Source organism: Priestia megaterium, from assembly GCF_041941685.1.
GTDB classification, from domain to species: domain Bacteria; phylum Bacillota; class Bacilli; order Bacillales; family Bacillaceae_H; genus Priestia; species Priestia megaterium_C.
Genome location: NZ_CP130958.1, coordinates 4525024 through 4539044 on the forward strand (window position 1 = coordinate 4525024; position 14021 = coordinate 4539044).

Here is a 14021-nt window from a genome sequence, read left to right on the forward strand (position 1 = left end):
AAAATCCTCCTTTATTATTCAAAACAACTAACCAACATATCTATCATACCATTTATTGTGTATGTGTTAGGAACAAGATGCTTAATTCCATATTCGCTCGCTGTCTGACTCGTAATAGGACCGATACAAACAACTTTGGTTCTATTTATAAGCTCAAGCCAATTCGGAATATCTTTAACTGACTCGACAAAAAATCTCACTGTAGAAGAACTTGTAAAAGTAATGGCATCAATTCCTATTTCTAAATGTTGCTTAACCAAGCGTTCAGAGTCTTGATTTCGAATGGTCTGATATACAACTAAATCCGTTACCTCACACTCTTTTAACCCATCTTTTAAAACAGAGCGGGCTAATTGTCCTCGTACAAGGAGAACTCGCTCGTGATGTGACACATTTGCTTTTAACGACTCAAGAAGTGATTCCGCAACGTATTCTTTTGGAACAAGTTGCACATTAACATCATGTTTTTCTAGCAATTTTGCGGTTTTTTCTCCAACCGCAGCCACTTTTAATCTTTTTAAAGCACTCCAACTGATATTTAACTCTTTTAGCCATTCAAAGAAAAAAGAAATGCCGTTTTGACTTGTAAAAACAATCCAATCAAAACAGTCAATCGACAGCAGGACATCTTCCACTTCTTTTTCATTGTTAGAACGTGCGAACGTGAGGACTGGTAAGCTTAAAGGTATGCCTCCAAGCTTTTTAATCTGTGCTGCAAATGGATGAGCCTGCTTCGCTTCTCTTGTAATCAAAACTTTTTTTAAAAAAAGAGGAGCCTCATGACTCATTATTTGTCCAGCTCCTCTTTTACACGGTCAATTAAAAGCTTAGCTCCTTGAGATGTTAAGCGCTCAGCAGCTTCTGAACCAATAGCAACAGGGTCTTTTCCCGTAATTTGCTCTTTGTAAATCGTTTTGCCATCAGGAGACGCGACTAGCGACGTTAGCTCAATGTTTCCGCCGTCCAATATACGCCCATAACCCGCAATCGGCACTTGGCATCCGCCTTCCATCTCTTTTAAAAATACGCGTTCAGCTCTAACAGCACGAGCGGTTTCATCATGATTTAGAGCTTGAAGAAGCGATAATAATTCATGGTCATTTTCTCGGCATTCGATAGCTAAAGCTCCCTGTCCTACAGCGGGAACGCTTATTTCCGGCTCTAGGTACTGAGTGACCGTATCTCTCGACCAGCCCATACGAGATAACCCTGCAGCTGCCAAGATAATCGCATCGTAATCTTCATTTTTTAATTTCTCTAGGCGTGTGTCGATATTTCCTCGAATCCATTTAATTTCGATATCTGAACGCATAGATAGAAGCTGTGCCCCTCGACGCAAGCTGCTTGTCCCAATCACAGCACCGCTTGGTAGCTCCTCAAATCGCTCACCATTTTTTGAAATAAGCGCATCACGATGATCTTCTCGTAAAGGAATACATCCAATCGTTAATCCTTCTGGCAAAACAGCCGGCATATCTTTCATACTATGAACGGCCATATCAATTTCTTTATCTAACATGGCTTGTTCAATTTCTTTTACAAAGAGACCTTTACCGCCTACTTTGGACAGCGTTACATTTAAAATTTGGTCCCCTTTTGTAACCATTTCTTTAATTTCAAACTCAAAAGGAAGACCTTGTTTTTTTAACTGTTCAATGACCCACTTGGTCTGTGTTAACGCAAGTTTGCTTCGACGAGAGCCGACAATAATTTTTCGCATGTTGTCCTCCTAATTACGAACCCCAAAAGTGAAAATTCGATAAACTGCCAAATAAAAAGAAATTAATAAGTAAGACTAAGAACAATCCAATATTCCACATTGCGATTGCCTTTCCTTGAATACCTCTACGCAGTCTAGCATACAAGTAAGCGCTGTATGCAACAAACATTAAAAATGAACCTAACACTTTTGTATCGTACCAATGAAAATCTACGTATTTAATATAAGCCCATATGATTCCTAAGATTAACGAAAGCAATAACAGCGGTACACCAATTAAAATTAATACATAGGACATGTAATCTAGCTTTGTTAAATCTTCAATTCTTAGCAAGCGCTTGCCCCATTTCTTCTTTTTCAATAAATTATACTGAACAAGATACAGAGCGGAAAAAACAAAAGAAACTGAAAAAGCGCCGTAAGATAAAATAGCCATGGTAATATGAATGATTAATAATTCTGACACAAGGCGCTCCGACTGGACAGCAGTGTATGTTTCAAGTGGAGCAAACGTATGAATAGCCATAATTAAGAAACCAATCACATTTGTAAAAAACACCATAAAATCAACGCGGAACAGGCGATTAATCACAAGTGAAAGAGTAATTAAGACCCACGCGTAAAAATACAGCCCTTCAGAAACGGTAAGAATAGGAAACCTTCCCGTCTCAAACATTCGTAAAATTAAAAAGGCTGTTTGCAAAACCCACACAATAGAAAGTAACCAGAAGGCTATCGAGTTTGCCTTCCGGTTATTTTGTACAAAATCAATAAAATATAATAAAACGCTCACCGCGTATAAAATCACAATCAATTCATAGATTCTGGTTAATTCCATATCAACCATTATTCAATCCTCACTTAAGACTGATAAGCTACTGAATGAGACGTAATCGATGTATGAAGCTGCTCTTCTTTTTCTTTTTGCAAAGCAACTTCCTGTTCAATATTAAAAATCTTCATGAACAGCTCTAAAGACTCTTCAGCATGTTTCTCTCCAGCCAATTCTTTCGCGTGTAAAATTGGATCGCGAAGAAGTTGATTAATTATACTTTTTGTATGTTTATTTAAAACTTTGCGCTCACGCTCAGATAAATCTGGGAGCTTACGATCAATGCTTTTCATCGTTTCAGCTTGAATGGTAAGTGCCTTTTGACGAAGCGCAGAAATAACAGGCACAACGCCTAATGTACCAAGCCAAGACTTGAAAGCAACAATTTCAGCTTCAAGCATAATTTCAATTTCATCCGCAGCTTTTTGACGTTCTTGCAAATTGGATTCTACAATCCCGTTTAAATCGTCGATATCATATAAAAAGACCGTCTCTAGCTCATCTAGTTCTGGATCTAAGTCACGCGGAACGGCGATGTCTACCATAAACAATGGACGACCTTTACGCGTACGCTCGGCTTCACTCATCATTTGTTTCGTTACTACATAGTCATTAGCCCCTGTTGAACTAATTAAAATATCTGCTTCGCTTAAAGCATGTTGAAGATCAGCAAATGGTTTGGCTTCTCCAGAAAAACGGTTTGCTAGCTCTTGTGCCTTTTCAAATGTTCGATTCACTACCGTTACTTTTTTAGCTCCGCTGCCATATAAATTCTGTACGGCAAGCTGACCCATTTTTCCCGCACCAAGAATCAACACATGTTTGGATGATAAGTCTCCAAAAATCTTTTTAGCAAGCTCTACAGCTGCATAGCTGACAGAAACTGCGTTCGCACCAATTTCTGTTTCATGATGAGCTTTTTTGGCTAATGTCACAGCTTGTTTAAACAGCTGATTAAAAACCGTTCCAATTGTTTCTTCTTCTTGAGCAAGCAAAAAGCTTGAACGCACTTGTCCAAGAATTTGTGTTTCACCAATTACCATTGAATCTAATCCACATGCTACTCGGTATAAATGTTCGATGGCTCCATCATTTTCATAGATGGTTAAATAAGGCGAAAACTCTTCTTTATCTATTCCGAACCATTCAGCTAAAAATGCTTTTACATAATAACGGCCCGTGTGTAATTGATCAACAACAGCATAAATTTCCGTACGATTGCATGTTGAAACAATGATGTTTTCCAAAATACTTTTTTGGCCGCTTAACGTTTTCATGGCAGATGTTAGTTCTTGCTCATTAAAACTAAGCTTTTCTCTTATTTCAACAGGGGCTGTTCGAAAGTTTAAGCCGACTGCTATAATATGCATTTGTACATACCCCCTATAATTGAAATGTGCTTATTTATCCGAATTTGACGGGCAGTAACCCCTAAATTCCCAAAGAGCTACAGTGAGATAACTGCCCGTAAAATCCGGCGTTCTTCATTCTACTATTCGTAAAAAGCGGCGGACATTACACAGGTGTAAGCTTCGCCTTATCTCTAACTATTATAACATGTTCTATAAGTCATTCGAAAAAAAAATGTGAACAGTCTTTGAAAACATGTGTTAAGATATTAACTGTTATTCCGTAATAAATTGTATCAAAAAAGCAGCGTTTTATCACGTTTTCTGTTTTGAAACACCTGGAGGTTACTATGAAAAAGCAATCAATGTTTTTTGGTGTCTTACTAGTTGGATTTGGAATCTTTTTCTTACTGAATGAACTACATATGAGCATTGCAGCAAAGGTATACACGTGGCCTGTACTGTTAATTTTAATAGGAGCAGCCCTGTTAACTGAGTCTGCTTTATCTCAAGATCATTCAAACTTGCTTGCAAGCTACATATTAATCACTTTAGGTATTCATTTCTATGTAAGTGAACAAATTCCCTTTTGGCCTACGAATATTAGCATGGTCGTTTTTATGGTGGCCATTAGCTTTTTACTCAGTGCTAGAAAAGCCAAATCAGGCTTTTTCCAAGGCGGCACCCTTTTAATTATTGCCATTTTAATGATGTTTTCAGACCGTCTTAAACTATTTTTGCCAAAAGTTGAAGACGGCGTAAATTATTTAACAACCTTCTGGCCTATTTTATTGTTACTAGTTGGGCTATATTTATTATTTTTCAAACGAAAGTAATCTATGTAAACAAGTTAAAAAAATGGAACGTTTGACTCACTTCCTGTTAGAGTGATGATAAACGTTCCATTTTTTTCAGATTCTATTCCTTTGTTTAGTGAGTCATGCGATACTGCAAAGATTTCCACGCCTTATCTTTTCCTTCACCTGTTTCAGATGAGAAATGAATTAATTCATCATTTGGATCTAAGTCCAGCGTTTCTCTCACTACTTTTAAGTGCTTTTGCCATTTTCCTTTAGGAATTTTATCAGCTTTCGTCGCAATAACCATAACGGGAAGGTCATGGTGCTTCAAAAACTCATACATCATAACGTCATCCTTTGAAGGGGCATGGCGTAGATCAACAATCATTAACACAGCTTTAAGCTGCTCACGATTTGTTAAATACGTTTCAATCATTTTCCCCCATGCTTCACGCTCTTTTTTAGACACTTTTGCAAATCCGTAGCCAGGTACGTCTACAAAGTGAAGGATTTCATTAATTAAAAAGAAGTTAAGCGTTTGAGTTTTTCCCGGCTTAGACGACGTACGCGCTAAGCTTTTGCGATTGAGCATCTTGTTAATAAAAGATGATTTTCCTACATTTGAACGGCCTGCTAACGCAAACTCTGGCAGGTTTTCTTTAGGATATTGTTCAGGGCGTACCGCACTGATGACAATATCGGCTTGAGTTACTTTCATTTTACCTCTCCTACTAGCGCATGTTCCAATACTTGGTCCACATGTGACACAAGAACGATGTCTAATTCCTCTTGTACACTGTCAGGGATATCTTCAATATCACGTTCATTATCATGAGGGATTAATATTTTAGTTAATCCGGCACGATGTGCACTAAGTGACTTTTCTTTTAAACCGCCGATTGGTAATACGCGACCTCTTAGTGTAATTTCTCCTGTCATTCCTACTTCTCTACGCACTGGTTTACCCGTTAGTGCTGATACTAGAGCAGTGGCAATGGTAATTCCTGCAGAAGGTCCATCCTTTGGTACAGCTCCTTCTGGAACATGGATATGAATATCATGTTTTTCATAAAACTTTTCATCAATTCCTAGTTTCTCTGCATTTGAACGCACGTAGCTAAATGCTGCCTGAGCTGATTCTTTCATCACGTCTCCAAGCTTTCCAGTTAGCACTAGTCTTCCTTTACCAGGGGATAAGCTTACTTCAATGGCTAGCGTGTCTCCTCCTACAGTTGTGTAAGCAAGACCTGTAGCAACGCCGACTTGATCTTCCGTCTCAGCCTGTCCGTAACGGAACCTAGGCTTACCAAGGAATTCTTCAAGCGTTTTGGCCGTCACCACCACGCGTTTTTTCTCGCCAGAGACTACGATACGAGCTGCTTTTCGACAAATTGAAGCAATTTCGCGTTCAAGGTTACGAACACCAGCTTCTCTCGTATATAAACGGATGATTGCTGTTAACGCGTCATCGCGAATCTGCAAATTGCCCTTTTGCAATCCGTGATTTTCTAGCTGGCGCAGCAATAGGTGACGCTTCGCGATTTCAAGCTTTTCCAGCTCCGTGTAACCAGCAATTTGAATAATTTCCATTCGATCGCGCAGCGGCCCCGGAATCGTAGCTAAGTTATTAGCTGTAGCCACGAACATCACTTTTGATAAATCATACGTTTCTTCTATATAGTGATCGCTGAAATTATGATTTTGTTCAGGATCCAATACTTCTAACAAAGCAGAAGACGGGTCTCCACGGAAATCATTTGACATTTTATCGATTTCATCAAGCAGAAATACCGGATTAATCGTTCCTGCTTTTTTCATTCCTTGAATAATGCGTCCAGGCATAGCTCCCACGTACGTGCGACGATGACCGCGGATTTCTGACTCATCTCTCACGCCGCCTAGAGACACTCGTACAAAATGACGATCTAGAGACGTAGCAATTGAACGGGCTAGGGATGTTTTCCCTACGCCAGGAGGTCCTGCTAAACATAAAATAGGGCCTTTAAGAGATTTTGTCAACTGCTGCACAGCTAGATATTCTAATACGCGTTCCTTCACTTTTTCAAGGCCATAGTGCTCATCGTTCAGCACTTGTTCAGCATTATGAATATTGAGCGTATCTTCCGTTTCATTTGTCCAAGGTAGCGCAATCAACCACTCGATATAATTTCGAATGACTGAGCTTTCAGCGGAGGTAGCAGGAATTTTTTCATAGCGATCCAATTCTTTAAACGCCACTTGTTTGACATGGTCCGTCATCCCACTTGCTTCAATTTTTTCGCGAAGTGTTGCTACTTCTCCCGTCTTTCCTTCTTTGTCTCCAAGCTCTTTTTGAATCGCCTTCATTTGCTCACGAAGATAATACTCTTTCTGAGTGCGTTCCATTGATTTCTTTACACGCTGTCCAATTTTTTTCTCCAGTTGCAAAACTTCTTGCTCGTCTTGAATATGAGAAATGATCGTATTTAATCTTTCTTTCACATCAGTTATTTCTAAAATTTCTTGTTTAAGCTGAATTTTTATTGGTAAATGAGAGGCTACAATATCCGCTAATCTTCCTGGTTCTTCAATGTCGCTTACGGTTGAAAGGGTTTCAACGGACACCTTTTTGGAAAGTTTTATGTATTGTTCGAAATAGTCTAAAAGCGTGCGCATCAGCGCTTTATCTTCTACATCAACCTGATGTTCTTCGTTTTGCTTTTCCACTTGCACAACAAAATATTCTTCGCTGTCTTCAAATTCTGTAACGGTTACGCGATTTAGTCCTTCTACTAAGACGCGCATCGTTCCATTCGGCAGCTTTAGCATTTGTTTAATTTTTGCTAACGTACCGGTTCTATATAAATCCTCTTTTGTTGGTTCATCGATACCCATGTCTTTTTGTGATACTAAACAAACTAAGTGATCATCCATCATTGCTTTTTCTAATGCTTGCACAGATTTATCTCGCCCAACATCTAAATGAAGCACCATTGTCGGATAGACGATCAAACCTCGTAAAGGCAATAGCGGCATTGTCAATTTTTCTTTTTCTGCCATGCAATGAACACCTCCAATGCTCGTCAATTAAAGTATGTAAAGTGTGAATTCTTTTAACAATTTTATCTCATTTGTATACACATGTCTAACAATAGTAATTACTAATTGTACCATGAGAAAGAATTAAAAGGCAAAATATATCTTTTTAAGCTCTTTTCATAAAAAAACGCCTTTTTCGTTGGCTGTGTATAAAGGTTTTATACGCGAAAAAGGCGATGAATATTCATCTGACCATTAATTTTTAATTATCATGATAGAATTAGCTAGATTCTCTATTTGAAATAGCTGGATCTACCGACAAATGTGCAACATGCTCATGTACAGACAATAGTGCTTGTTCGAACACCTCTGTTAAATGATGGACAGGAATAATATCGATACCTTTTACCTTTTCTACCATTGCATTCATATTTTCCTTTGGCACAATCACCGTCTGAACGCCTGCTTGTTTTGCTGCCTTGATTTTTGGAATCACACCGCCAATTGGCTTTACGTTGCCGTGCAGACCAATTTCTCCTGTCATTGCTACCGTATGTTTGATTGGAACTTCATAAATCGCTGAGTAGATACCTGTTGCCATAGCAATACCAGCAGAAGGTCCATCAATTGGCACGCCTCCCGGAAAGTTTACATGAATATCATACTCATCGGCTGGAACATCCATTGAACGAAGAACCGTTATGACATTTTCAATTGAGCTTTTAGCCATACTTTTACGGCGAATAGACTTCCCTTGAGTCCCTATACTTTCCTCTTCAACGATACCTGTAATAATAATGTTCCCTTTCTCCTTTGCAGGAATCGCTTTGACTTCAATTTCTAAAAGTGCTCCAGAGTTAGGCCCGTACACTGCTAATCCATTAATAAGTCCCACTTTTTCCTCATCTGCAATTTTCGGATCGTGTCTTGGAGATAGTTGACTAGAATGAACAATCCATTCAATATCTTCATTTTTAATGTCCGTTCGTTCCTCTGATATCGCTAATCCAGCCGCAATTTGCATCATATTAACCGTTTCACGTCCATTGCGTGCATATGTAGAAAACAGAGATAAACCTTCTTCTGATATATCCATTCTTACTTTATTTGCTGCTTTTTTTGCAACTGTAATAATTTCGTCGCGATCAAGCTCACGGAAAAATACCTCTACGCATCTGGAACGAATGGCAGGCGGAATTTCATTAGGCGTTCTAGTCGTCGCACCAATCAAACGAAAGTCTGCTGGCAAACCATTTTGAAAAATATCGTGAATATGTGTCGGGATTTGTGTGTTTTCTTCGCTGTAATAGGCGCTTTCCATAAACACTTTTCGATCTTCTAGAACCTTTAACAGCTTATTCATCTGAATAGGATGGAGCTCTCCAATTTCATCAATAAATAAAATTCCCCCGTGTGCATCTGTAACCGCTCCTTGTTTTGGCTGCGGAATTCCAGCTTGGCCCATGGCACCCGCTCCTTGGTAAATAGGATCATGAACAGACCCAATCAAAGGATCAGCAATGCCTCGCTCATCAAAACGCGCCGTAGTTGCATCTAACTCTACAAATACAGCCGATTGTTTGAAAGGTGATTTTTTATTTTTTTTTGCTTCTTCTAACACTAAACGTGCTGCTGCGGTTTTTCCTACTCCAGGCGGCCCGTATACAATCACGTGCTGTGGATTAGGACCGCAAAGGGCAGCCTTTAGTGACCGAATTCCATCCTCTTGTCCGACAATATCGGAGAAGCTAGACGGCCTCACACGTTCGGCAAGCGGCTCAGTCAAAGAGATGGCTCTCATTTTCTGCAATTGCTCCATTTCTTTCTTTGAATCCCGGTCAATTGAGACTTTTTGCGTACGCTGATTGCGTAATAAATTCCAAAAATATAAGCCAATGATGATACCAAAAAAGAGTTGGACCATTAAGGCAATATTCGTCCAGTTCATAGATAAACCTCCTGCGCAGTTTAGTAAGATAATTATCAGTTATTATCTCCCTGCAGCAGTAGGAATAAACAAGATTCTAGTAAAAAGTAAAATTTAGTTATGCTTCATCACCAGAAAAAAGCCGGGTACTCAATTTGAGTACCCGGCTTTTTTTATGCTGATGTTTTGCTGCCTTCTTGAATAGTAGATCCGTCTTCTAATACGAACTTAGGAGCCGCTTGATCACGAACAGTTTCACCTGTGATAATACATTTTGTAATATCATCACGTGAAGGAAGATCAAACATTACATCTAACATAATACCTTCAATGATTGAACGTAGACCACGAGCACCTGTTTTACGCTCGATTGCTTTTTTAGAAATTTCTACTAAAGCCTCGTCTTCGAACTCAAGTTCAACGTCATCAAGTTCAAGCATTTTTTGATATTGTTTCACTAGTGCATTTTTCGGTTTTGTTAAAATCTCAACTAGCGCTTCTTCATCAAGAGGCACTAAGCTAGCAGTAACCGGTAAACGACCGATAAACTCTGGAATTAAACCAAATTTTAATAAATCTTCCGGTAATACTTTTGCTAGTAACTCTTTTTCTGTAAAGTCTTGTTGTTTTGTTTCTGAACCGAAACCAATTACTTTTTTACCTAGACGACGCTTAATAATAGGTTCGATTCCGTCAAATGCACCACCGCAAATAAATAAGATATTTGTTGTATCAATTTGAATAAATTCTTGATGAGGGTGTTTACGTCCACCTTGAGGAGGAACACTTGCTACAGTACCTTCTAAGATTTTAAGAAGAGCCTGCTGCACACCTTCACCTGATACATCACGTGTAATAGATGGGTTTTCAGACTTACGCGCTACTTTATCAATTTCATCGATGTAGATGATACCTTTTTCAGCTTTCTCCACATCGTAATCAGCTGATTGAATTAATTTTAATAAGATGTTTTCAACATCTTCTCCTACATAACCCGCTTCTGTTAGAGATGTTGCATCTGCAATCGCAAACGGTACGTTTAAAATACGAGCCAATGTTTGAGCTAGTAAAGTTTTACCGCTTCCTGTAGGTCCAATTAATGCAATATTACTTTTTGATAACTCAACGTCATCAATTTTACTGTTTGAATTGATTCGTTTGTAATGGTTGTATACCGCAACGGATAACGATTTTTTCGCATCCTCTTGACCAATTACATACTCATCTAAAATGTCACGAATTTCTTTTGGTTTTGGTACATCTTTAAATTCTACTTCTTCTTCTGTACCTAACTCTTCTTCTACGATTTCCGTGCAAAGTTCAATACATTCATCGCATATGTAAACACCTGGACCCGCAACTAACTTGCGTACTTGTTCTTGTGTTTTACCACAAAATGAGCATTTTAACTGCCCTTTTTCATCGTTAAATTTAAACATAATTTTCACCCCTTGTAGTATTTACTAAAGTGCTCGAAGCTGATTTCTATCCGCGCTATAGCCCAACAACATGAACAACTCATCTATTTGTAGGTAAATGCCCCTCTTTATCACATAGTAAAAGCGCTATGAAAAGATTTGTATTGCATTTTACCATACATTTTCTTGAATAGATACTAAAACGTTTTATGTATATGTTGTTGATGAGCATAACAGAATGGAGATCTGCTATTATATAGTGTCCTCTTATTGGGCCTATTTCATAACCACGGATTTCAAACAATGGGTTAAAGCTGCTTCTACGGTGTTGGTTATGATATAAAAAAACTATTGAAGTTTATAAAACAAGGCACGATCAAGTCGCGCCTTGTTTCTTAATTACTATTATGCAACAGCTTTGCTGTTTTCTACAAGAAATTCAACTGCTTTACGTACTTTCATGTCTTCTTTAATGCTATCAAGATTGCCAAGCACTTTCTTAATTTCTTCGACAGGCATGTTGTACATTCCTGCCATGTTTTCTAATTCTTTTTCTACTTCTTCTTCGCTTACTTCAAGATTTTCAGCTTTTGAAATTGCTTCTAGCGTTAAGTTGATTTTCACACGCTTTTCAGCATCCGGACGCATTTGGTCGCGAAGAGCTTTTTCATCTTGACCTGAGAATTGGAAGTAAAGTTCAAGGTTAAGACCTTGCATTTGTAAACGTTGTTCAAACTCTTGCATCATACGATCCATTTCAGTGTTGAACATTGCTTCTGGAATTTCTACTTCAGCATTTTCAGCAGCTTTTTCTACTAAAGTGTCGCGAAGAGCTGATTCCGCTTGATTCTCTTTATCGCTTTGTAATTTTTCTTTTGTTTTTGCTTTTAACGCTTCTAAAGTTTCTACTTCTTCATCTACGTCTTTTGCAAACTCATCGTCTAAAGCTGGAAGCTCTTTAGATTTGATTTCGTGTAATTTCACTTTGAATTTAGCAGCTTTACCAGCTAGCTCTTCAGCGTGATACTCTTCAGGGAATGTTACTTCCACTTCTTTTTCAGCGCCTACTTCAAGACCAACTAGTTGCTCTTCAAAGCCAGGGATGAATGTGTTAGAACCGATTTCTAAAGAATAATTTTCACCTTTTCCGCCTTCGAATGCTTCGCCATCAACGAAACCTTCAAAGTCGATTACAGCTGTATCACCTTCAGCTACAGTTCCTTCTTCTTTAACAACTAGTTCAGCGTGACGCTCTTGAAGTGTTTTTAATTCAGCTTCAACGTCTTCATCTGTTACAGTTGTATCTACTTTTTCTACTTCTAAGTTTTTGTATTCGCCTAATTTAACTTCAGGCTTAACAGTTACTTTAGCAGTGAAAACTAGAGGTTGTCCTTTTTCGATTGTTTCAACATCGATTTCTGGACGATCAACCGGCTCGATACCAGCTTCAACAATTGCATTGCTGTAAGCTTCAGGTAATAAGATGTCTAGTGCATCTTGGTATAAAGATTCTACGCCAAAACGTTTTTCGAAAAGTGGACGAGGCATTTTACCTTTACGGAACCCTGGTACGTTTACTTGTTTTACAACTTTTGTGAATGCTTTATCTAAGGCTTTATCAAACTCAGCAGCTTCAACTTCTACTGTTAAAACGCCTTGATTTCCTTCTTGTTTTTCCCATTTTGCAGACATGAATGTTTCCCTCCAAAATCATTTTAAGTAGTGATTTCTAAATTAGATAATGCAGATAGCCTATCAGTTCAACCCTCAATCATTATCTATTTAACTCCCTATTACTTTAAAGTAAGTAGGAATGTAATGTAAAGATGAAATTCTACTATACGTATTTAAGTGCATTTTACAACCATTATATTATAACATACAACAATGACGTTTCAACTAAACACCACATTTTATATAAAAGAAATTTCTTCAATTTCTTTTAGCTCTTTAATTGCCTTTCTTAATTCAGCTGCGGAGAAACTTCCGTCTTCCTCTGCTACAGCTGCATCTGACTCTTCTCCTTGCATCATCAGACTAACAGCATACACCGCTTCTGTCCAAAGTTTTACATTATCACCCGGTAAAAACGGAAATGTAATAAATAAATGACGCTGCCATATCTCAACGGCAACCTGCAGCAATGTAGGATTTTCATGCTCCAGCTTTTCCGTCAGCTGCGCTTCTACTTGCTCAGCAAACAAATACGGTGTTGTTCGTTGAAGCTGAAGCGCATTTACTTTTTTCGTCTCTCCAAACTTAGTAATCATAAAATCAATGTCTACTTCTTCTTCCATGACTGTTTTTAAAGCGACTGTTTTTACGATAGGGTGAACAGCTTCAGATGAAAATAGCTGTTCCAGAAAGAAGCGCTGCTTTTCAATTCTTTTTGTTTTTAATGAATGAACCCATTCAAGCTGATCTTGAATATTGTCTAGAGCTGTGAATGATTTAAACTGCTCTAGCTGTTCTTCTTCTGTTTGTTCTTCTATGACTTGTTCTTGATTCATTCTATTCTTGCAGAACTCCAATAGCTGATAAAGCTGTTCAGCATGTTCAAAAGGGAGTTTGTGTTCTTGAATAACTGCTTGTAGAGTGACATATCCTTCATGATAGTGACCAAGCTGAATTAACACCATGAGGTACATTTGCAAATTATGATAATAATCGCCAATATCTTCTTTCAGCATTTGCTCACATAATTCCTTAGCTATGCCTGCATCACCGAGCTCCACGTGACAAATAACAAGGCCAAGCAAAATTTCATGATGCTTATTATCAAGTTCGTAGGCCTGCTCAAATAAAGGAAGTGCTTCTTGAAATTGCTTGTGCTGCATATGATCTGTAGCTTTTTCAACCAACCGTTCTTTTAATAGAGGAAAAGCTACAATTTTGTTTTGTTGTTCATTCGACATGTTTTCTCCCCACTTCGCGGTCCATTTGCTTTACAGTTTAGC

Annotated in this window: 11 protein-coding genes; 1 reads left to right on the forward strand and 10 read right to left on the reverse strand. The window is 38.3% G+C overall.

Annotated elements, in window-relative coordinates; translation table 11 throughout:
• Positions 1 to 14: 14 nt before the first annotated feature.
• From Q5794_RS24010 to hemA, 4 genes are read right to left on the reverse strand one after another with little or no spacing between them, the layout of a single operon-like run.
• Positions 15 to 788: a uroporphyrinogen-III synthase gene (locus Q5794_RS24010; protein WP_192995687.1), complete on the reverse strand. Its 774-nt coding sequence runs from the start codon at positions 786 to 788 to the stop codon at positions 15 to 17.
• A complete protein-coding gene (gene hemC, locus Q5794_RS24015; RefSeq protein WP_025750611.1) occupies positions 788 to 1720 on the reverse strand; it encodes a hydroxymethylbilane synthase in 933 nt (310 codons plus the stop codon). The genes Q5794_RS24010 and hemC overlap by 1 nt, the downstream gene beginning before the upstream one ends.
• A 13-nt stretch (positions 1721 to 1733) precedes the next feature.
• The gene (locus Q5794_RS24020; RefSeq protein WP_013059361.1) at positions 1734 to 2567 is read right to left on the reverse strand and encodes an inner membrane protein YpjD; all 834 of its coding nucleotides are present in this window, start codon (positions 2565 to 2567) and stop codon (positions 1734 to 1736) included.
• A 14-nt stretch (positions 2568 to 2581) separates the two neighbouring features.
• A complete protein-coding gene (gene hemA / locus Q5794_RS24025; protein WP_192995685.1) occupies positions 2582 to 3922 on the reverse strand; it encodes a glutamyl-tRNA reductase in 1341 nt (446 codons plus the stop codon).
• A gap of 329 nt (positions 3923 to 4251) precedes the next feature.
• Between hemA and Q5794_RS24030 the strand changes: the two genes are divergently transcribed.
• Positions 4252 to 4737, forward strand: a complete 486-nt coding sequence (locus tag Q5794_RS24030; RefSeq protein ID WP_013059363.1) for a LiaI-LiaF-like domain-containing protein — start codon at positions 4252 to 4254, stop codon at positions 4735 to 4737.
• A 94-nt stretch (positions 4738 to 4831) separates the two neighbouring features.
• On the opposite strand, the gene yihA is transcribed toward Q5794_RS24030, so the two are convergent.
• The 6 genes from yihA to Q5794_RS24060 form a co-directional block, all read right to left on the reverse strand.
• Positions 4832 to 5419 carry a ribosome biogenesis GTP-binding protein YihA/YsxC gene (gene yihA / locus Q5794_RS24035; RefSeq protein ID WP_013059364.1) on the reverse strand — a complete coding sequence of 196 codons (588 nt, stop codon included), beginning with the start codon at positions 5417 to 5419 and terminating at the stop codon, positions 4832 to 4834.
• On the reverse strand, positions 5416 to 7740 hold the full coding sequence (lon, locus tag Q5794_RS24040; protein ID WP_192995683.1) for an endopeptidase La: 2325 nt from the start codon (positions 7738 to 7740) through the stop codon (positions 5416 to 5418). Before lon ends, yihA begins: the two co-directional genes overlap by 4 nt.
• A 259-nt stretch (positions 7741 to 7999) precedes the next feature.
• Complete coding sequence (gene lonB / locus Q5794_RS24045) at positions 8000 to 9667, reverse strand: ATP-dependent protease LonB (RefSeq protein WP_029320070.1); 1668 nt, start codon at positions 9665 to 9667, stop codon at positions 8000 to 8002.
• A gap of 152 nt (positions 9668 to 9819) precedes the next feature.
• Positions 9820 to 11085 (reverse strand): ATP-dependent protease ATP-binding subunit ClpX, encoded by a 1266-nt coding sequence (gene clpX, locus Q5794_RS24050; protein WP_013059367.1) that lies wholly within the window; start codon positions 11083 to 11085, stop codon positions 9820 to 9822.
• 384 nt (positions 11086 to 11469) lie between these two features.
• Complete coding sequence (gene tig, locus Q5794_RS24055; RefSeq protein WP_374988485.1) at positions 11470 to 12756, reverse strand: trigger factor; 1287 nt, start codon at positions 12754 to 12756, stop codon at positions 11470 to 11472.
• A gap of 221 nt (positions 12757 to 12977) precedes the next feature.
• The gene (locus Q5794_RS24060) at positions 12978 to 13979 is read right to left on the reverse strand and encodes a tetratricopeptide repeat protein (RefSeq protein WP_374988486.1); all 1002 of its coding nucleotides are present in this window, start codon (positions 13977 to 13979) and stop codon (positions 12978 to 12980) included.
• Positions 13980 to 14021 lie beyond the last annotated feature (42 nt).

Bases quoted from the DNA above. Each gene is read 5' to 3' on its own strand.
- Q5794_RS24010 (WP_192995687.1), bottom strand. From the start codon at position 788: ATGAGTCATGAGGCTCCTCTTTTTTTAAAAAAAGTTTTGATTACAAGA.
- hemC (WP_025750611.1), bottom strand. From the start codon at position 1,720: ATGCGAAAAATTATTGTCGGCTCTCGTCGAAGCAAACTTGCGTTAACA.
- Q5794_RS24020 (WP_013059361.1), bottom strand. From the start codon at position 2,567: ATGGTTGATATGGAATTAACCAGAATCTATGAATTGATTGTGATTTTA.
- hemA (WP_192995685.1), bottom strand. From the start codon at position 3,922: ATGCATATTATAGCAGTCGGCTTAAACTTTCGAACAGCCCCTGTTGAA.
- Q5794_RS24030 (WP_013059363.1), top strand. From the start codon at position 4,252: ATGAAAAAGCAATCAATGTTTTTTGGTGTCTTACTAGTTGGATTTGGA.
- yihA (WP_013059364.1), bottom strand. From the start codon at position 5,419: ATGAAAGTAACTCAAGCCGATATTGTCATCAGTGCGGTACGCCCTGAA.
- lon (WP_192995683.1), bottom strand. From the start codon at position 7,740: ATGGCAGAAAAAGAAAAATTGACAATGCCGCTATTGCCTTTACGAGGT.
- lonB (WP_029320070.1), bottom strand. From the start codon at position 9,667: ATGAACTGGACGAATATTGCCTTAATGGTCCAACTCTTTTTTGGTATC.
- clpX (WP_013059367.1), bottom strand. From the start codon at position 11,085: ATGTTTAAATTTAACGATGAAAAAGGGCAGTTAAAATGCTCATTTTGT.
- tig (WP_374988485.1), bottom strand. From the start codon at position 12,756: ATGTCTGCAAAATGGGAAAAACAAGAAGGAAATCAAGGCGTTTTAACA.
- Q5794_RS24060 (WP_374988486.1), bottom strand. From the start codon at position 13,979: ATGTCGAATGAACAACAAAACAAAATTGTAGCTTTTCCTCTATTAAAA.